At 42.5% G+C, this 20,038-nt stretch carries 17 protein-coding genes; 8 read left to right on the top strand and 9 right to left on the bottom strand.

What is annotated here, in order from left to right:
• Positions 1 to 27 precede the first annotated feature (27 nt).
• A complete protein-coding gene (locus tag F6J94_RS09280) occupies positions 28 to 861 on the top strand; it encodes a phytoene/squalene synthase family protein (RefSeq protein WP_293039323.1) in 834 nt (277 codons plus the stop codon).
• Positions 862 to 1,637: 776 nt separating this feature from the next.
• Here F6J94_RS09280 and F6J94_RS09275 read toward each other — a convergent pair.
• Positions 1,638 to 2,810: a pyridoxal phosphate-dependent aminotransferase gene (locus F6J94_RS09275; RefSeq protein ID WP_293039320.1), complete on the bottom strand. Its 1,173-nt coding sequence runs from the start codon at positions 2,808 to 2,810 to the stop codon at positions 1,638 to 1,640.
• Between the two features lie 909 nt (positions 2,811 to 3,719).
• Here F6J94_RS09275 and F6J94_RS09270 point away from each other — a divergent pair.
• The 5 genes from F6J94_RS09270 (at position 3,720) to F6J94_RS09250 (ending at position 10,307) form a co-directional block, all read left to right on the top strand.
• Positions 3,720 to 4,151, top strand: a complete 432-nt coding sequence (locus F6J94_RS09270; RefSeq protein ID WP_293025287.1) for a hypothetical protein — start codon at positions 3,720 to 3,722, stop codon at positions 4,149 to 4,151.
• Positions 4,148 to 5,818, top strand: coding sequence for an ATPase domain-containing protein (locus F6J94_RS09265; protein WP_293039317.1), 1,671 nt, complete (start codon positions 4,148 to 4,150; stop codon positions 5,816 to 5,818). The genes F6J94_RS09270 and F6J94_RS09265 overlap by 4 nt, the downstream gene beginning before the upstream one ends.
• Positions 5,819 to 5,884: 66 nt before the next feature.
• Entirely contained in the window at positions 5,885 to 8,074 is a 2,190-nt protein-coding gene (locus F6J94_RS09260) for an ATPase domain-containing protein (RefSeq protein WP_293039314.1), read from the top strand.
• A gap of 414 nt (positions 8,075 to 8,488) precedes the next feature.
• Complete coding sequence (locus tag F6J94_RS09255) at positions 8,489 to 9,685, top strand: GNAT family N-acetyltransferase (protein WP_293039311.1); 1,197 nt, start codon at positions 8,489 to 8,491, stop codon at positions 9,683 to 9,685.
• 157 nt (positions 9,686 to 9,842) lie between these two features.
• Positions 9,843 to 10,307, top strand: coding sequence for a GIY-YIG nuclease family protein (locus tag F6J94_RS09250; RefSeq protein WP_293025295.1), 465 nt, complete (start codon positions 9,843 to 9,845; stop codon positions 10,305 to 10,307).
• A 161-nt stretch (positions 10,308 to 10,468) separates the two neighbouring features.
• On the opposite strand, the gene F6J94_RS09245 is transcribed toward F6J94_RS09250, so the two are convergent.
• Entirely contained in the window at positions 10,469 to 11,191 is a 723-nt protein-coding gene (locus F6J94_RS09245; protein WP_293025297.1) for a TPM domain-containing protein, read from the bottom strand.
• A 97-nt stretch (positions 11,192 to 11,288) separates the two neighbouring features.
• On the opposite strand from F6J94_RS09245, the gene F6J94_RS09240 reads away from it, so the two are divergent.
• Entirely contained in the window at positions 11,289 to 12,080 is a 792-nt protein-coding gene (locus tag F6J94_RS09240; RefSeq protein ID WP_367142185.1) for a Uma2 family endonuclease, read from the top strand.
• Between the two features lie 100 nt (positions 12,081 to 12,180).
• On the opposite strand, the gene F6J94_RS09235 is transcribed toward F6J94_RS09240, so the two are convergent.
• The 7 genes from F6J94_RS09235 to F6J94_RS09205 all read right to left on the bottom strand — a co-directional run bounded on the left by F6J94_RS09235 (position 12,181) and on the right by F6J94_RS09205 (position 19,089).
• Positions 12,181 to 14,439, bottom strand: coding sequence for a PBP1A family penicillin-binding protein (locus F6J94_RS09235; protein ID WP_293039308.1), 2,259 nt, complete (start codon positions 14,437 to 14,439; stop codon positions 12,181 to 12,183).
• Positions 14,440 to 14,551: 112 nt separating this feature from the next.
• Positions 14,552 to 15,004, bottom strand: coding sequence for a DNA-binding protein (locus F6J94_RS09230; RefSeq protein WP_293039305.1), 453 nt, complete (start codon positions 15,002 to 15,004; stop codon positions 14,552 to 14,554).
• Positions 15,005 to 15,261: 257 nt separating this feature from the next.
• Positions 15,262 to 15,405 (bottom strand): hypothetical protein, encoded by a 144-nt coding sequence (locus F6J94_RS09225; RefSeq protein WP_293039302.1) that lies wholly within the window; start codon positions 15,403 to 15,405, stop codon positions 15,262 to 15,264.
• Positions 15,406 to 15,582: 177 nt separating this feature from the next.
• Positions 15,583 to 15,951, bottom strand: coding sequence for a hypothetical protein (locus F6J94_RS09220; protein ID WP_293039299.1), 369 nt, complete (start codon positions 15,949 to 15,951; stop codon positions 15,583 to 15,585).
• 290 nt (positions 15,952 to 16,241) lie between these two features.
• On the bottom strand, positions 16,242 to 17,939 hold the full coding sequence (locus tag F6J94_RS09215; protein WP_293039296.1) for an AIPR family protein: 1,698 nt from the start codon (positions 17,937 to 17,939) through the stop codon (positions 16,242 to 16,244).
• Positions 17,940 to 18,478: 539 nt separating this feature from the next.
• A complete protein-coding gene (locus F6J94_RS09210; RefSeq protein WP_293039293.1) occupies positions 18,479 to 18,931 on the bottom strand; it encodes a DNA-binding protein in 453 nt (150 codons plus the stop codon).
• Between the two features lie 32 nt (positions 18,932 to 18,963).
• Positions 18,964 to 19,089: a hypothetical protein gene (locus F6J94_RS09205; RefSeq protein ID WP_293039290.1), complete on the bottom strand. Its 126-nt coding sequence runs from the start codon at positions 19,087 to 19,089 to the stop codon at positions 18,964 to 18,966.
• Positions 19,090 to 19,469: 380 nt separating this feature from the next.
• Here F6J94_RS09205 and F6J94_RS09200 point away from each other — a divergent pair, with 380 nt between their 5' ends.
• Positions 19,470 to 19,676: a hypothetical protein gene (locus F6J94_RS09200; protein ID WP_293039287.1), complete on the top strand. Its 207-nt coding sequence runs from the start codon at positions 19,470 to 19,472 to the stop codon at positions 19,674 to 19,676.
• Positions 19,677 to 20,038: the final 362 nt, after the last annotated feature.

Raw genomic sequence — 20,038 nt, 5'->3', positions numbered from 1 at the left:
CCCCATAGGGAATATGGATTGGTAAAGATGACCTATAAAGGTAGCTTAGAGATTCTCAAAGAGACTAGTCGGACTTTTTATATTCCAATTAGTACTCTGCCTAAAGACCTTCAAGAAGCTGTCGCTTCTGCCTACTTATGCATGCGTGCAATTGATGAAATCGAAGATCATCCTCAACTTGGTAAGTCTACCAAAGCAGCGCTGTTAAGAACAATTAGCTTAAACCTACAAACAATGGGCAGCAGTTATAATGCTAGTTCTACTAATAGTTATACTAATGATGAACTTCTTGCAGTTTTAAGTAAATATGAAACACTTCCAGAGGTAACAACTCGTATTGGTGATTGGGCAATTCTAGCACCAGAAACCATTGCACCTCGAATTTGGGAAGCAACTTCAGCAATGGCAGATAGAATGGCTTACTGGGTTGAGTGCGGTTGGAAGATTCGTACAGAGGGTGATTTGAATGGCTACACTTTCAGTGTTGCTGGTTCTGTAGGATTATTACTTTCTGATTTGTGGGCTTGGTATGATGGAACCCAAACCAATCGTCACCAGGCAATTGGTTTTGGTCGAGGCTTACAGGCAGTTAACATTCTACGTAATCGAACTGATGATTTGACACGTCACGTGGATTTCTTTCCCCAGGGATGGAGTTCAGAAACTATGCAAAGGTATGCCCGTAGAAATCTTTCTTTAGCTGATGCCTATACTAACGCTCTTCCCAAAGGTCCAGCTAGAAATTTTTGTCAAATTCCTCTTGCTTTGGCTCATGCAACACTTGATGTTTTAGCTCTCGGACAAGCTAAACTTAGTCGTGAGGCAGTGATTGGTATTGTTGAGAAGTTGACTGTGAGGTAGTGCTAGATCTTAAGGTTCAATCGCTTTGCTACCAGTCAAAATTATAAATTAAAAATTCAAAACTACCCCATAAATTAATTCAGGAGCTTTTATCCGGTGGAAAAAATTCAAAATTAGAAGACTATTCATTTGAAATTTTGAATTTGGCATTTTGAATTTAAAAATGCTCAAGTCCCCATGACCAATTATCCATTACCCGAGAAGGGAATGATAATTAGTCAACCGGATTTGGCATGATATTTCTTTCCCGGTGCCCTTGACCTAGGTGAATTAAATTCGCCACGGGTCGCACCGCACTTTCCCCGAATTCGCAATAAAACTTATTATAAGTTAACTATAAGTATCACCAGAGTAGAGAAATCTTTACCATAAAAACTACCCATAATTTGTTATCCGGAATAGACTTAACTCATATTGAAGTATAAATCTAGAGGCTTTAAAAAGCCTGAGTCGATAGTAAAGAGGTAAGACCTATGGATAGCGAACTGAGCCAAGTTCTATTACTGGTGTTGATTTTTTCTATTTCCTGTATGATTTTGTCTCCGGTGTTATGGTGGATTCTGCCAGACAGAAGCATCAATAACGCCTAACCAGACTTTGCCAAAACCAAGCCAGTAAGCAGGTTTAGATGACATCAGTCTCAATCAAAATGTATTATGAACCCACCAAGCACAGGTGGGTTCACTAGAAAAAAACTGGTATGATACCTCGCCCCTTGTGGCCAATTTGTGAGTCAATTTTTCTACAAAATATTTTTTGCATCTCCTGCCCTTGGGTCAAACTTTTTGTAAAATTTCGTTAAGACCTGCAACGAATCGTTCAATACCTTCTGCTGCAGTTTCCTTTTGCAAAGCACCATAAGCAAGCCTGAGGTAACACCCGTCCTCAATACCAAAGGCGCTACCTGGCATCACAGCTACCCGATGTTCCCGAATCAGTCTCTGTACCAACTCAAAAGCATTCAACTGAGTATCCACTTTTAGGAAAACATAGAACGCTCCATCCGCAGAACCAATGGTACACAAACCCTCTAGACGTTTCAGGGAGTTCAATACCACCTGTCTTACAGACGCGATCGCATTAATATGAGGTTGACAGTAATCTTTTCGAGTACTCAATGCCCCTAAAGCCGCATACTGAGAAATGACTGGGGGACAAATTAGGATTGTATCCTGAACCTTTTGAATTGCTTCAAACAAGTGTTCTGGAATAATCATGTAGCCAATCCGCCAACTGGCAAAACCGTAGGCTTTGGAGAGACTGTAGAGAGAAATAGTGTGTTGACTACTTTCGGGAAAGGCACCTGGAGAAAAGTGTTTTACCCCGTTGTAGGTAAAATACTCATAAGCTTCATCACTGATGTGGTAAATTCCGTGATCGCCACAGAGTTGATTTACCTGACGCAATGCCTCTTCGGAATATACCGCCCCAGTAGGATTATTAGGTGATATGGTCACTACTGCCTTGGTTCTGTCGGTAATAGCCTGTGCGATCGCGAACGGATTTAGCTGGTAATTATCATCGGTTGGCACCAGCACTGGATCACAACTAGCCATCTTAATCGCCATTTCGTGGTTGAAATAGTAAGGCCTTTGAAGAATAATCTCGTCCCCGGGAGTGGTAATTGCCAGAATCGCGTTCATAAACGCCATGTTGCTTCCTGCGGTGACAACGATGCGGTTGGCGGAGAAGATCTCAATTTTGTTATCAGTTTGCAGTTTTGCCTCAATTGCCTCTCGCAAAGTCGCAATTCCCTGTACCGGTTTGTACTTATGATTACCTGGTAAGCTGTAGAATTCACGCAACATTGCCATTGCCTCTGGAGGGGGATCATAATATACCACCCCCTGTCCTAAGGATATTGTGTCAGGATATTTACGGATCAGTTCGCCAACCATGGGAATGACTGGCAACTGCACCGCCTCCATGCGGGAGGTCAGGGTTTTCATGGTTTCTTCTTTTTTTTGAGTGAAGGTACCCGTGGTTCATACTAGCGAATCTCATACCAAATCCGCTTGGTCATTACCCCTTTATAAAAATCGACCAAATCTTTTTATCCCAGGAATATAGGGCTATGCGGATCAGGGGGGTATGGGAACAGGATTTGGTATCAGCAGTTAATCGAGATAAAAAAAAACTGAATTTTTCTATTGCTTCAGTATTGTGTTGCTATCCTTAAAGGCGTTGTTTACTTTTCCTTTAATAAAAGTTATGTTAATTATATTTAAATATTTTTGTATTAATTTTTGTTTGTTTTTAATTCGGTATTACTAAAAAAAATTTAAAAAAATCTAAAAAAAGAGATAACCAATCCCATTACTTTTGATAATCTAATAATCTGTGGAAATTGATGGGATAAACTGGTAGTTATCCATAGATAGCCATGAAGAGAACTACTGGGGGGGCGACATGCAAGCTGAAATCATTACTAGGTAATAATTTCAGCTCATAAGTAACAGAAAGATACATGCTGTTTTGGGCTGACATTGCACCTAGTTATAAGGGTTTAAGCTTCCAGAAAGCGATGCAGTGGCCTCACGGGGAGGCAGTGCGGTCAAAGGAGGCAGCGCGGTCAAAGGAGGCCACCCCATGAGCGACTGCCGTTCCACGGGGCAAACAGCGGTGCGGACGCAGGTTCCGTACACAGACCCATGCGCCATGAGCAACTGCCGTGGTTTTCCCCACTCGCGCTTTGCATGGCTGACAATGAATCCAGGGTCAATTTCGGACTGTATCTTGCCTGAGTTATTGGCATCAAAGCCTTATATAGTCGGCTTTTCAGAGCTTATATAACCCCCTCAGCTAGAACTAATAGTTTTCTTAACCTTAACTGGGCACGAAAATTTGAGGAGAGTGCGATGAGCGATCCTAATAGAGAAATGGAGATGCGATCGGCACAACCATTAGCTGAACAGCCAGTCCAGGATCAAGTTGACCAGGCGAAGACAGAGGCCCGTAAGGAAGAAGTTATCGACATTTACGAAGATTTGCTCACCACGATCTGGAACCGGATTATGCCGACCTTAGGTAGAGTGACAGTAGTGTCGATTATGGAAAGATCTCTAGCTTTGACAGCGGAAAAATATCCCCTGATTGGCTACATAGAATCAAGTGCCGAGGGAGTTTCGTTTGAGGTGTTTCGCCAAAAGGTTTCACCAGAACAACGGTTGTTAATTCGTGAGGCGCTCAAAGAGTTAGTCACAACCCTAATCGATATTCTAGCCATCTTGACGGGCGACATTCTAGTCAGACAATTACTCAAGGAAATTGAAGGGAAAAAACTTATATGATCAGGCCTCGGACAAAGCCCTTAGGTAAACTGCCTACTAGTATTCCTGGTCTAGACTCGATTCTCGCTGGTGGTATTCCGGAATTGTCCATTAACATCATCACTGGGCCACCCGGATCTGGTAAGACGATCTTTACCCAGCAAATACTATACACCAATGCTAGTACAGAGCACAAAGCCCTTTATCTAGTCACCCTATCTGAACCTTCAGTCAAATTACTGCACTACCTACAAAAGTTTGATTTTTTTGACCCCAGTAAGGTAGGTACTGCAGTAATTTATCTCGACATCGGCGAGATTATCCGAGAGCAGGGTCTAACAGAAGCGATCGCTGCCATTATTAATTACGTAAAGGAGTATCGACCTGCGCTGATCGGCATTGATAGCTTTAAAGCTATTCATGATTTGGCAACGGATCCCGTAGAAGTACGTAAGTTTGGCTACGACCTCTCAGTGCGTCTGACCACTTGGGGAGTAACAGCTTTTTTAGTAGGGGAATACACTGACGAAGAAATTAAACATCAACCCATCTTTGCCATCGCCGATGGGATTATTCGTCTGCAAAATCAGCCTCTGGGGTTACACTACCAGCGTTATTTAGATGTGCTCAAACTCAGGGGGGAAAATTATTTTACCGGGTTGCACCCCTTTGAAATCAGTAAGACTGGCATAGAAGTTTATCCCCGGATTAAGATGCTGGAAAACTTATCGAAGCAGACCCAGGCCAGCCAAAACAAACTTTCCACTGGCATACCTGAACTGGATAGGATGTTAGATGGGGGATTGCAGCATAGCACGGCAACTATGGTTGCTGGAGGCGCAGGCACTGGTAAAACCTTGATGGGACTTCACTTCATTGTGGCTGGAATTCTCCAAGGGGAGCCTGGAGTAATTGTTACCTTTCAAGAAAATCCCCAACAGCTCAAAGCCATTGCCCTGTCCTTAGGTTGGGATTTAGAGGCCATGGAAAAGCAGGGAATGCTAGTGCATCTGTATGATTCTCCCGTAGAACTACAGCCGGATATCCATGCTGCTAAGGTGAAAGCTGTTGTAGACAGGGTTAAGGCTGGCCGGATTATGCTTGATTCTCTCAAGGATATTGAGATTGCCACCCCAAATAAGGTTCGCTACAAAGACTATATTTACTCCTTAGTGAACCAGTTTAAACTTCAAGGTGTGACCACCATCGTAACCAACGAAATTGGGGAGCTCTTCGGACCGTTTCAGTTGAGTGAACATGGCGTATCCTTTGTGGTGGATAATGTTATCCTCTTGCGCTATGTAGAACTATCCGGTCGCATTGGACGAGCCATAAACATTATGAAGGTAAGGGGAGCGCCCCACAGCAAAGAAATCCGGTTTTTTGAAATTACCTCAGATGGAATTCGCATCGACGAGGTGATTCAAGCTCAAACTGGTGTGCTGACTGGAATGCCTGTCTTTAATAATAATTACTTCAATGACAATGGCTTTAAGGAGTTGCTTAACCAGAGTCGTAATATCATGGAAATCTTGCAGGGGGTGGAGGAGATGGACATCAATCAATTAGCAAATCGCACTGGATTCAGCCCTCAAGAGTTGCTCCATGAGTTAGAGAATCTGAAGCAGCAGGGTATGGTAATTACCTGGGAAAGTCAGAATACAACCTATTACAAAGCTACGATTTGATTGATGATTTTGATTGATTATTAGTTAAATTACCACTAATGACTAATGAATAATGGCTAATGACTAATGCCCAAAATCAAATTAATGCCTACAGGAGTGCCAAATCTGGATGCAGTTTTGGGCGGTGGCTTTCCCATCTACTCATTGAATATCTTGGCAGGGGCTCCTGGCACTGGCAAAACAATTTTGGTGCAGCAGATTCTGTTTAACACTATCAAGCACCAACCCCATAAGAGAGCTCTTTACCTCAGTACCCTTTCCGAGCCAACCCTTAAGGTGGTGCGTTATATGCAGCACTTCCAATTCTTCGATGCTCAAGTATTTGGTGAGCAGGTGATCTATAGTGATGTCGGTTCATTCTTAATTGAACAACCGATGCCTAGGTTGGCAGATCATATAGTGGGTTTGGTCAATCAACATCAAGCAGAAGTTATAGTCATTGACTCTTTTAAGGCCATTGCTGACCTGACCGAAAAAAGTGGTGACTTCCGCCGTTTTTGCTACGAACTATCGGTTCGCCTCGCCAGTGCTCGTTGCACGACTTTTTTAGTGAGTGAATCCGATCCCTCTCAGATTAACTACAGTGCAGAATTTGCTTTGGCTGATGGCATCATTTACCTTTCGACCCATGAGGAGGCAGGGGAGCAACGCCGTTGGTTACAGGTTCATAAATTACGGGGTCTGGCACCGTATATGGAACCATTTCCCTTTGTGATCACTAATGTGGGGGTGCGGATTCTCAGCCCTACCCTAACCCTCAGGCAAAAGTCGGTGAGTTGGTCAGTTCCAGCAGGGCGTATGGTGATGGGAATTCCGGGTTTGGATCAACTGTTGCGGGGAGGTATCCCCTACGGTCGTTCAATCATCCTCTCGGGAGTTGCTGGCACTGGTAAAACTACCTTTGGCCTACAGTTTCTCATGGCTGGAGTTGACCGAGGGGAAAAAGGCTTGCTCTTTTCTTTTGAGGAAACCCCCTCTCATCTGTCCCAGATGGCAGCCGGTTTTGGTTGGGACTTAGAACGTCTGATTCAACAGGAAATGCTGCGCATTGTCTTTGTTACCCAAACTAACATCCGGGTTGAAGAACACCTAGATCAAATTGCTCAGGAAATCGCCTCCTTCCAGCCTCAACGTTTTGTGGTGGATTCAATATCAGTCTTGTTCTACAAAGTCAATAACCGAGCCATCCAGCGAGAAAAAACCTTCCAATTAGCAACCCTGATGCAACAAATCGGTGGAGTGGGTATCTTTATCTCAGGTATCCCTGCTCATGAAACTGGACACCTATCCAGCTTTGGTGTGGAAGAAACCATTGTCGATGGCATGATTGTGCTATCAAAAGAACTGGTTGGTCGTAGACGCGATCGCTATCTAGAAGTATTTAAAATGCGAGCATCTGACCATGTCTGTGGTTCTCACCGCATGGCAATCACAGAAAACGGTATTGAGATATTGTACAGTGCCAGCCAAATATCTCCCCCCTCAACCACCGAATCATTAAAATTTATTGAGGATGCTCCCTATTTAGTGTTTGGGTCACTCGAAAAATTGCTCCCAAGCCAAATCCCCTATAACACCGCTTGCTTGGTGGAGGGCGCTCCCGGACTGGGTAAGAGTACCCTAGCCTATCAGTTTTTGCTCTCAGGCTTGCATCGCCAAGAATCAGTGCTATATATTAGTGCCGATATTCCCAGACAACAAGTTTATCAAACCCTCCCAAGTTGGGGATTGCTCCCTGACCCCTACCTGGAAACAGGGCAGTTGGTGATCCTCGATACCTTTAGTCCCATGGTAGAGACATTGCCAACAACCTCTGTACACCTGAATCTGAATGACCCGGAGATGCTTTTGCTCAGGATTGCCCAACAGCTCGAGCAGATGCCTAAACCCTGTAGAGTAATCTTTGACTCCCTCACGCCTCTATTAATCAGCTGTACTCCTAGAGAGTTTATTAAGCTGGTCTACCGCAAAAATCGCCAACTCCGTCAGCCTGATGTGGCAGTGTTAGATATTTTTGCTCAGGACGGCATGGAAAAAAGCGATCTCTACAATTTACTGAACCTTTATGATGTCGTAGTAGACCTTTATTCACCTGACTGGGATGAAATGAATAATGGAGCAGACATTGGCTACAAAAATTGGCTGCGAATTAGTAAAATTCGTGGCGCTAAGGCAGATCAGCGTCCCTACCCTTACAGTATCTCCCCCACTAAGGGGATTGTGATTGATAGCACGGCTAATTCATCCCTAACCTAAGAGGATGAGGGTATTCTTCCTCCTCTCAAACTCTCCCCTTTCGATAAATCCAGTTCATTTGAGTACTTTTCCACTGCCATTCACAACTAGGGTTCTGTCCATTTAAAGCCAGATGGGAGGACAAAGGCATACATGCATAGCTTGGAGGATTCGAGTACATCTACCAAGGGTGTCTATGGTGTGAAGTTAGTTTAACTTAAACTAAGAGACGGGATATCTGGTCATATCTCGGCTGGTCAATTCCTTAATTTATCAAAGCTAACCTGAAGTTTAATACTTGAAGTTGCCGGTGGAAACCTTAAGGCTCAAGGTAACAAACATTCCAGTTTTTCAGTAATTGATCCCAGGAATTGTTTCAGACTTCAGACTTTAGATTTTCCAAATCTCAAGTTCCCCTAATCCTAGATTACCCCAATGGTTCAACAACCCAAGCTTGACTATTCCGTTATCTGGGTCAACCGCATGGCAGATATTCCCCAATCCCCTTGGGATGACCTTGCCCAACCCCTAAAAACCCCTTTTTTGGAGTGGGAGTGGTTGAATAATATTGAAACATCTGGTAGTGCTACTGCTAAAACCGGTTGGTTGCCCAATCACCTAACGGTCTGGCGAGATAGACAGCTGATCGCTGCTGCACCTATGTATGTCAAAGGTCACAGTTACGGAGAGTTTGTCTTTGACCAACAGTGGGCGGATTTGTCCTACCGCTTGGGCATTTCCTACTATCCAAAGTTGTTGGGTATGACACCATTTACCCCAGCAGTAGGCTATCGGTTTTTAATGGCACCAGGAGAAGATGAAGATGAACTGACACAGATAATGGTCAGTGCTATCGATCATTTTTGCGATCGCAATCATCTGTCTGGTTGTCACTTCCTCTTTGTTGACCCCGATTGGCGACCAGTAATTGAACGCAATGGTTTTAAGGGCTGGCTACATCACAGCTATATTTGGCAAAACCAAGGCTTTAGTAGTTTTGAGGATTACCTAAAGGTCTTTAATGCCAATCAACGCCGCAATATTAAACGAGAACGTAAGGCTGTAGCCAAAGCAGGTCTAACCCTGAAAATCTTAACGGGGAATGACATTGAAAAATCCTTGTTTCCCTTAATCTACAGCTTCTACAGCAGCACCTGCGATAAATTTATGTGGGGTAGCAAATATCTCACGCGCCAGTTTTTTAAACAGTTGTATCCTAACTACCGTCAGCGAGTGGTACTAATGGCTGCTTATCGGGAGGAGGATGACCAAAAACCAGTGGGAATGTCCTTTTGTATCAATAAGGGCAATCATTTGTATGGTCGTTATTGGGGCTGTTTTCAAGAATTTGACTGCCTACATTTTGAAGCCTGTTACTATGCACCAATTGAGTGGGCAATCGACCAGGGCATCACCATGTTTGACCCTGGTGCTGGTGGGCGTCACAAGAAGCGTCGTGGCTTCCCAGCAACTGCTAACTATAGTGTTCATCGATTCTATGATAAACGCTTTGACCGGATTTTTCAAAACTATATCGATGAGGTTAACTTAATGGAACTTGAGGAAATTGAGGCTATTAATCAAGATTTGCCCTTTACCAAGCGCGAGATTACGTTTGAGATTCCGGATTGATGAGCAGTTGAGGAGTATTTTGAATCAACGACCTTAGGCACAAAGCACAGATCAGATTTCCCAGATGTGGCTTGACACAAGGTCATGGAGTGTGGTAATATTACGAATTCGTAGCAGACAAATCAGGTATTGCTAAGCCGAACTACAACAATAATGAATGAGTAATTTTCGCCAATGCTCACCCTATGACTTGCTAGCTCTGGCTGTGGATGAAGCGTCGGAGGGAAGACACGCCGCCGCATTGCGTTATATGACCATGGCCGTAGAGCGTTCTAAGCTTCCAGAATACGCTAGTGACGCTCAAACCTTTATTCGGTTGCACAAAGCCACAGGGACTTTAGTACAAAGCTGCCTATCCAGCTCTGACGAAGACAATCCAGCTAGGCTTTTCTTTATCTTAGACAAGGGACGCAATGCGATTCGGATTGGTTACACTACTAACCCCAATGGTAAGATTAGAGGGCTTGAAACTAAGAGTGTAACCACTTTAGAACTAATAAAAATTATCCCAGGAAGTGCTAAGATGGAAACAGAATTTCACAGAAAGTTCCAACATCTTAGGATTTCTGGGGAATGGTTTGATGCGACTCCAGAAGTGATGAGATATATATCATCTCTTTGAGTTGGTAATTGGTAATTGGTAGTAAGCATTCAGCTATCAGCTATCAGCTTATGTGCTACGCACACGCTACGTGAACAGCTATTGAATAACAGAGTTAAGCATTCGTTTAATCTCAGTTAAGTCTGCTGACAGCTGAAGGCTGACAACTGACAGCAGAATACTTAAGAAAAACCTTGGTAGAAAAAGTAGGTAACCATCGGCACAACTGTAGCAACAACCAAGATCACTACAACCCAAAGGGTAGCATTGCTCTCTTGAGTTTCTTCTGCACTCTTAAAGTTGCCAGCAATGTTGATTTCTTCTTCAACTACAGGAGGACCGGGATCAGGTTCGCCAGATAAAACAGCTACTATGCGATCGCTTACATCTAAGAAACCCTGATTATACTTGTTACCATCCCGCAGCGGCACCTGTAGGGTTTCAGAAGCCACACTTTCAGCAATGTCATCGGACATAATTTCCTTAACGGCATTGCCAGTAACGATAGCACTGTTATTGGTGACAGTATTCAGCACTATCAAGGTTTGATTAGCTTGGTCTTCTGGAGTATTATACCATTTTTCAAACAACCCTTGGGCAAAAGTTGCTGCTGTTTCACCATAATCTAGGCCATGGACAGTGACCAGTCTAACTTGATTGCCTGTTGCTTTCGCTAAATCCTCTAAGGATTGAGTCAACTTGCCTTCTGTAAAGCGAGACAGAACCTCTGACTTGTCAATTACCCAAGTTGGTTCTCCAGCGCTAACATTAGGCATTTGATAGACATTGATGGCATTGGCTGGTGCTGCAATTATTCCGCTTGCTAACAAGATAGCTAAAAGAGGGATAATTAGGGATTTTATGTATTTGCGTTGGTTGTGTAGTTGGTTGAGGAGCTGTTTCATAAAAAACCTGACAACAAAGCAAAATTGGCTTTTCCCCAAAATACTATAGAACTGCCAATCAACCTAATCTTATTTATGGACAAGATCATGGTATTTAGTGAAACTGCTAACATGTCACCAGTCAGGTCTAGCCAATGGAACCATGTTAAACTATGACCCGTTACAATACCTTCCGAGTTCAGAAGAATTACCCTCTTCTGATGAAACCCCTGTGGATAATGAACTGCAAGATACCATCCCTCACTTATTGAAATCGATTTTATCGATAATCTGGTCAGAGCGCAGGGATTGGTTTTTTGGTATAGATATGGGATACTATTACCATCCCAAACAGTCAGCGATAGTGCCTGATGGGTTCCTCAGTTTAGGAATACAAAGATGGAAAACTCGCCCTAAGGGTCGTCAGGGACGTTTAAGTTATGTACTTTGGGAAGAAAATGGTGTTGTCCCAATTCTCGCGATCGAGATTGTCTCTCAAACCTATAACGGCGAGTATGACCAGAAAAAATTAGACTATGCTGACTTAGGGTTCTTATATTATATTATTTATGATAGCGATAACTATCAACCTCATAAAGGGGAGAGCTTTGAAGTACATCGCTTGGTAGATGGGGTGTATGTGGGTCAACCAGGGAATCCGGTCTGGATGCCAGAAATTGGTCTAGGCATAGGTACAGCAGAAGGAACCTATCTTGATTGGACTAGGGAGTGGTTGTATTGGTACGACCAAAATGCTAGACGGTATCCCTCCGAAAATGAGAGAACTCAACAGGCTGAGCAACGGGCTACTCAAGCTCAACAAGCTGCTAATCAAGCTCAACAAGAGCTTGAAGCTTTGAAGTCTCGACTCAAACAAATGGGAATCAATCCGGATCAGCTTTTGGATTGATCACCTTTGATACCAAGTTGCGGTCAAAGCAACAACTTTCTCTTCTCCCAATCTCCCCATCTCCCCATCTCCCCATCTCCCCATCCAACCAATTTCGGTATCAACTCTGTTTCTCTACCACCTGACCCATATACATCCCCCACAACTGGGCAGCTTGGCTACTACTGCCACTAGTAGGAGAATTATTGTCATTGCCTAACCAAATCCCTGTAACGATCTGATGCTTGGGAATAAAACCGATAAACCACAAGTCTACATTTTTATCAGTAGTACCGGTTTTTCCCCCTTCTCCTTGACCAATCCGGGCACTGCGACCGGTGCCACTGGTGACTACACCCTGAAGCATTTCTGTCATGGTGTTGGCTACCGCTGGTGAAACCGCTTGCTTGTTGATAGTTGGCTGATCAGCGAAGTTGTAGATTACTCGACAGGTTTGGTAGTCTTGGTTATCGGTGCAATCACTACTGTCGAGAATTCTGACAATACCATGGGGACGATACCACATCCCTTGATTTGCGATCGCACCATAGGCTCCAGTCATTTCTAACAGAGTAACCTCACTTTGACCTAAGGCTAAACCAAACACAGGATCGAGTTTTGAGCTAATACCTAACCGTTGCGCCAGCCGTACTACTCTATCTAAACCAGCATCTTGAGCTACCCTGATCGCTACCGCATTTTCCGATTGAGCCAAACCAGCATACATATCAATATCAGTAGAATCTCCAGACCGCTCACAACGTCTAATCCGTTTAATCCCAGAGCAGGAGTAGGTTTTGCTTGGTAAAATCCCTTTTTCTAAGGCAGCAGCATAGGCAAAGAGTTTAAAGGTTGAGCCTGGTTGACGCTTGGCTTGGATAACGCGATTAAACTGGCTTTTTTGGTAATCGGCACCTCCAACCATGGCTAGAATCTCGCCATTACTGGTATTGAGGCTTGCGATCGCTCCCTGGGAAAATCCTAAGCGGCTACCAGTATTTTTGACATAGTCCCGTAGAGCTGCTTCAGCTTTGGCCTGAGACTCGGTATCCACAGTAGTTTCTACAATAAAATTACCTTCCTTAGCCAACTCTTTGCCCAGTAACCTCCTCAATTGCTGGAAAACGTAGTTATAGAAATAGGGTGCCTTGGTGCTAGAAAGAATTTGTCGGGCTTTCGGGCTAACTTCAATCCGCGATCGCCTAGCTCGATTAGCTTCTTCTCGACTAATCATTCCCAAAGCGTGCATCCGGTCAATCACCCGATTCCGTAATTGTAATGAGGTATCATAATTCTGGATCGGGTTATAGCTATTGGGTGCTGGTAAACTTGCTACCAGAGTTGCGGCTTCTTGGATATTCAGATTAGCTGCTGATTTGTCGAAATAAAATTGAGCAGCATCTTCAAAACCAAATGCTTCTATACCCAAGTAAACTCGGTTTAAGTAAGCCTTTAAGATCGCGTCCTTACTGTAAACTGTCTCTAACTTCAGGGCAATTATTGCTTCCCGCACTTTCCGGTCTGCGGTATTGGCTCGACCGACATACTCCGGAAATAGGCTTCGTGCTACCTGCTGAGTGATGGTACTAGCACCTTCGCGAATGCCTCCCCCTTGAAGATTCCGCACCACAGCTCGCATAATCCCATAGGGGTCTACTCCAAAGTGCCAGTAAAAGCGGCTGTCTTCTGAAGCAATCACTGCTTTCGGTAAATATGGGGAAAAATCCGATAACCTCCTAAGTTCTCGGTGAGCATCGGTCCTGGGTTGCCGTAGGGGGATTTGGTCACGAGAGTAAACAATTACAGGACCTGTGACTCCCTCTGGTAAAGGCCTGACTGATGGTGCTTTGATGGTTTGAAATCCAATTAGTAATACCACTAAAGCAATTAAGCCACCGATGCCATAGAGAAAGTAACGAATTCCTTGGATATACCAGGGGGGAGGATAGACGTACTGTAGCTCAACTGATGCAGCTAGTTCTGGTGGTCCGATGGTAAGGGTGTCTCCGTGATACAGAAGCAAGGAAGAAAGTCGGCGTCTGCCACGATAGATACCATTGGTAGAGTTTTGGTCTTTTATGATAAACCTACGCCCACGCCTACCATACCGTTCTAGGGACAGATGAACTTGACTGACTACTGGGTTGCGAACGATGATGTCACAGGATTTGGAACTGCGCCCGAGTACGTAACGGTCCCCAACCAGGGGATAGACATCGGATTTGTTGGTATTAGCGTCTTGCACCCAAAGTTCCGGCACTCTAGCATTAGGCTTTAGTGCTACTGCTTGAAGATTGACCTTCGCATGAATGGTCTGTACTACCTGAGTTAGCTGACTAAGTATGGTTTTTGGTGGTTTGGAGGGTGGTTGAGAACTCATGGTTGTCAGCGATAAGCGATTCTTGGGTGCTTATTGAACCATTCTAATCGCTCTAGCAATCAGCTCTTTTTCCCTGTTCCCGATTCCCGATTCCCGATTCCCGATTCCCGATTCAGGGACTAGCGGGAAAACTTCCACCAATAAAGTGAATATCACTAAAGGTTTCGATCCACAAACGAGCGCCACAATCGAGTGGATTATCTGGGTTATAGACAATCTTACATGGACCAAGGATTTCCACTTCGTTGCCGTAGAGATTGGTACCACTGCGTTTTACTGAAATCACTGGCTTGCGGTCTTGAGGGCTTTTCTTGATATTCGAGCCAATGTGATTACGGTTGACATTAATCTTGGCTAAAGCGGGAGGACGACTAGTGCGCCATTTCCCCTTCGGTCCACGAGACCCTTTGGTAATTTGTGGCAAATGGTTGAACAGAGGGATAATCCAGAATTTCCCAGTTTTATAAGCACCCCGCACCCGACCCTTCTCTAGGAGTTGGCGCAATCGTCGAGAGGAAATTCCTAATAGAGATGCCGCTTCAGTAGTTCCAACGCACTTGTTCATGAGTGGAGTGTTTTTAACTCTTCCTATACTACTAGTTTAATATATAAAAGGAAAATTGGCAACTTTTTTAGGAAGCAGGGAATAGGGATGAAAGTAGCTAAAGTGTGGTAAGTGTGGAGAGGGTAGGGGTGAAGTCAAGTGCTGTGGTGTCCACTATTAGCGACTGCGTCAATACCGGAATAGTTAAAAACTTGGGAAGAAAGGAAACAGGGAATAGGGATAAAAGTGTGGTAAGTGTGGAGAGAGTGGGGGTGAAGTCAAGTGCTGTGGTGTCCAGTATTAGCGACTGGGTCAATATCGGAATAGTTATAAAATTGGGAATCGGGAATGCGATCGCTTTTAGCGGAAGCTTTGCTTGATCGCGTAGCGTGACGGAATGGGCATGTTGGTGGAACGGGCATCTTGCCCGTTTCATTTTCCAGGCGGGCAGGATACCCACTCATTTGAAGATTCAGCAACGTCAATCAAACAGCCCTACTCCTAAGGATGAGGTGATTAGTCATAGCTCATCTCTCTACAATCTATTTGTAAAGCTATTGGTGATCGTTAACAAGCATATTTTTCCACCATAGAACTGCTTAATAGTCAGAAGGCATCTCAACAATTTCGTGATTCCCTTTGTAGTTAACAAGCTCGTCGGTATCTATTGGACAAGTAGTAATGTTGTCTGTATGTATCCAACCAGGGATAGGGGCATTCACAAAGGTGAAACCGTTAACCTGAAAGTCTAAAACTTCAATAAGTTGATATCTGTCAAAATAGGTAACGACTTCTGATGAATACGGCACAAACCCATCTAGTACTACTGCATCCTGATGCAGTATCTGGCGGCATTTCAACATACTTACCATACTGTTTGGATCTGGATGGGAAACAATAGGGCGCGATTGGGATGTTAGTAAGGTTATAGTGGTTGCTGCTAATCGGAAAATTTTGGTTAATTCCATAACCCATATTGATGACTTACACTATAGACTTCGCAACTAGTGCCAAATCGTCAGTAGGATTTGTGATATTTATCCCATCTCTCAACCACTCAAACCGAAAGTTAAGTATATAGCGTTTGTATCATCGGTTGTGAACATACTCCCAAAGGCCAAGAATCAACAGGCAACAGGGGTTCGAGATTATCAGTTTTATTGTCGAATAAAAAAAGAGCATATAGGTTTACATGCCAAATACAAACGCTATATGATATGAAATGCGTGGGTAATTGGTTAGTTTTTGTTTAGTCATTTTAATCTAATTCTGCCAAAATTAAAGATTTAATTTTTTTGAGTTTTTGTATATCGGTAAATACACGCCACATCTGATTTGGTTTGTAATTTTTGTTTAGGTAGTCTTCAAGTAATTGAATTATTTGGTTTGTTAAATCAGATAATTTATTGTTTTTGTAATCATTAAAATCCCTTTCACTTGTTTCAATATCACAAAGGTTTTTTGGTAGTTTTTGGTAAACCAGATGTAAAATAAATAAATTTCCGTGTTTTACTAAAACTTTTTTTGTTTTAATATCTTTCATTATTGATTCAATCTCTCTTTTTATGTCTATTTTTCTATATAAATCTATAGCTGTTACCTTATTGTTAAATATTGTTGTATAAGGATGTTTTGAGGGATTAGACCATAATTTAGTGATATCTTGTTTAGCCATTATCATTAATTGAATATTACTGTGAGCACATGCTAAAGCTACAGTTGCTTCTGTTAATTCGTAATTTTCATGATTGAGTTCAAATGTTTCGGCTGTTCGTTTATAGTGATATTTTTTATTAATAGTTCTTAATTCTTTATACAATCTTTCTTGTTCACTATCTAAAGCTATAAAATCTCTATATTCTATTTTATTTTGGGTGTTGGTTGTACGAGTTACTTTTTCTCCAAAATCCTCTTCGCATTTTTCCAAAGAAATAAATCGAATTAATATTTCGCAATTTTCTTCAATTTCATCTTTTTTTTCCTCTGATGAATTTTCATATAAAGTTCCTATACATCCAATGGTTTGAGCCCCGTTGACAATACTAATTTGTTCAGCACAAAAATTAGCTGTATCTCTTGTTTTTCGACGATTTTTTCTGGTAATTTTTTGACATAAAACCGTAATACCATTATTAAAGTACCAGAATACTTCAGGTTGATTTTCTAATGTTTTTTTTATTTCTTCATTAATTTCACTATCTCCAATAAAATTACGAATATTTTTAGAAAAAAGTTTATATTTATATTTTGACCACCATTTGGCAACATCGCTTCCATTAATTTGTCCATAATATGCTTCATAAGGATCACTTATCATGCCCCAATTTTTAAGCTCAAATTCAACATTTATTTTTTCATAATTCTTTCGATTGTAGGCAGCTTTCCAAGCTTTATCTAGGTTAAAATTTTCAAAAAAAGCTATTTCTTTTAGATCATTATTAATATCTTTAATTAGATCTTCAATAACTGTAAGACAATTGCTAGTTAAATTATCTCCTGTATGAGAAACTATAATTTTTATTGTCACTCCTATATTTATCGCTGAGTTTATGTCTTGTTCTTTATTTTGAATTTTTTGATTGAATCTATCATGGGTAGTTTCGAACTCAAATATATCTTTAACACCTGATGAAAAACTTCGTAGCTCATTAGCTTTTGGCGATTGTCCTTTATAATTCCATTTAGATTGAACTAACCAAAGGATATTTTTTTGTTTTTGAAAAAGGATAGCATCAATACCATTATCGCTGATTCCATCTACCACTGCATTGGCGGCTTGGATTGGATCAATATCTGCTAAAGTAAGAAGTGAATAAGCTGCCAATGCTCTGCTTTTGAAAGCATTACTTTTATCATAATTTTTCTTGTTTTGATAATCTGTCATATCTATTAAATCCTCATTAAAAATAGAATTTAATTCCTTTTCTAACTGCTTGATATAAAATTTTTTATCCATTATTAATTATTTTTTCTTTCCTAAAATTATATCATAGTAATTTAACTTCTAGCACTAGAAATCGGTATCTGGCATGGGAGTGATTATGGTAGTGGGATTCTCCGTAGAATAAAATAACTATATAGTTAAAACTATATAGTTATTTTTTATAGTACTGCTACTGGGGAACCCTGGTTCTCGGTGTGGATTTTTGCGATTAGCCCGAAGGGCGTTGGCTAGCGATCGCAGAGGGTTTGTTGATTTCCTTGCAAATAGGGATATTCCCAGATAAAGTATCGATATTCCTTATGACTGATATCCATGACACGCTCAAAATAAACTCCATAACGAGTAAATTATACTATTGCAGCCATCATATAGTTTAGATTAGACTGTTTTGGATATCATGCTGGGTTATTTCTGGCGCAAGTTATTACTCATGGCAAACTGATACCCCGATTTTCTAGAGTAAATAAAGTAAGCTAAGCATCAATCTTCAATTGCTGGAATGCCCAATAATTAAATTGATCATTTTGAATAGTCCCAAAGCGTTGACCCCCTCAGCGACTAGCAGGAGAACTTCCACCAATGAAGTGAATATCACTAAAAGTTTCAATCCACAAACGAGCGCCACAATCGAGTGGATTATCGGGATTATAGACAATCTTACACGGACCAAGGATTTCCACTTCGTTGCCGTAGAGATTGGTACCACTTCGTTTTACTGAAATCACTGGCTTGCGGTCTTTGGGGCTTTTCTTGATATTCGAGCCAATGTGATTACGGTTGACATTAATCTTCGCTAATGCCGGTGGACGACTAGTGCGCCATTTCCCCTTAGGTCCACGAGACCCTTTGGTAATTTGTGGCAAATGGTTGAACAGAGGAATAATCCAGAATTTCCCAGTTTTATAAGCACCCCGCACCCGACCCTTCTCTAGGAGTTGGCGCAATCGTCGAGAAGAAATTCCTAATAGAGATGCCGCTTCAGTAGTTCCAACGCACTTGTTCATGGAGTGTTTTTAACTCTTCCTATAATCCTAGTTTAATAGATAAAAAGAAAATTGGCAACTTTAGGGAGTCGGGAGTCGGGAATCGGGAATCGGGAAGAAAGGGAAGAGTTTAGGGTGTGGTAGGGAAATGCGATCGCTTCGCGGCTCCAAAGGAGCATTGTTTGGCCTGTCCTAAGAATCCCTTAAGGTAGCTTGAGTCCACGCAGCGGCTAGCTACCATCACACATAGTCACTTACAAAATTAATTAATTAATGGTTGGGGAAACAGGATTTTTCCCGACTCCACTACTCCCGACTCCCGATTCCCGATTCCCGACTCCCTCACAAGTTTGTTACAAAAATTTTCAAAATATGTTATAATATAAGATTATTTGTGCTATAATGAAATTACCGTGGGCGCTAAAGCGATGCAGCGCGGTCTTGGGGGTTTCCCCCATGAGCGACTGCATCAAGAAACGTTCCACGGTAAGAGCCAGCCTCAAGAAGTTCACAGGAAAGGCTGGCTCTCGTCCCCCAGTTAAGGAGATAACTTAATATTATGTCGTACTCTCAACGCCTTTATCCATGGGCGGTAGTTCGGCTATTGCCCAAGATGCAAAGAGTAGTTGTTGGTCGTTTCCGCAATCGTTCTGATGCCGAAGGTCACATGCAGGCTCTGAAGCGGTTAATGCCTGATGGGAAATTTATCATTGTATTTGATATTGGCCAGGAGATAGAGGAAGGATCTGAGGAGAATAGGGAGTAGGGAGTAATTAGCTTTCAGCTTTCAGTTATCAGTGATCAGTTATCAGCTTATGGGTTAGGTCACAGGCTGGAAGCCTGTTCCACCCTACTTGAGGGGTTAGGTCACAGGCTGGAAGCCTGTGCCACAGCTGACCACTGACCGCTGACCACTGACCACTGACATCTCACTTACTACTAACGATAGTCTCCCAATTCTGAATCACTTGCTGCAAAGCTTCCGGGAGCTGATTACTACCAATATCGGCATAACGTGTGGTACCAGCATTGCTGCTCAGAATTGGGAGACTATCGTTAGTAGTAAGTGAGATGTCAGTGGTCAGTGGTCAGCGGTCAGTGGTCAGCTGTGGCACAGGCTTCCAGCCA

Source organism: Moorena sp. SIO1F2 (assembly GCF_010672755.1).
GTDB lineage: Bacteria > Cyanobacteriota > Cyanobacteriia > Cyanobacteriales > Coleofasciculaceae > Moorena.
The sequence above is the reverse complement of the archived record's forward strand: the minus strand, read 5'-3'. Positions and strand labels throughout refer to the sequence as shown.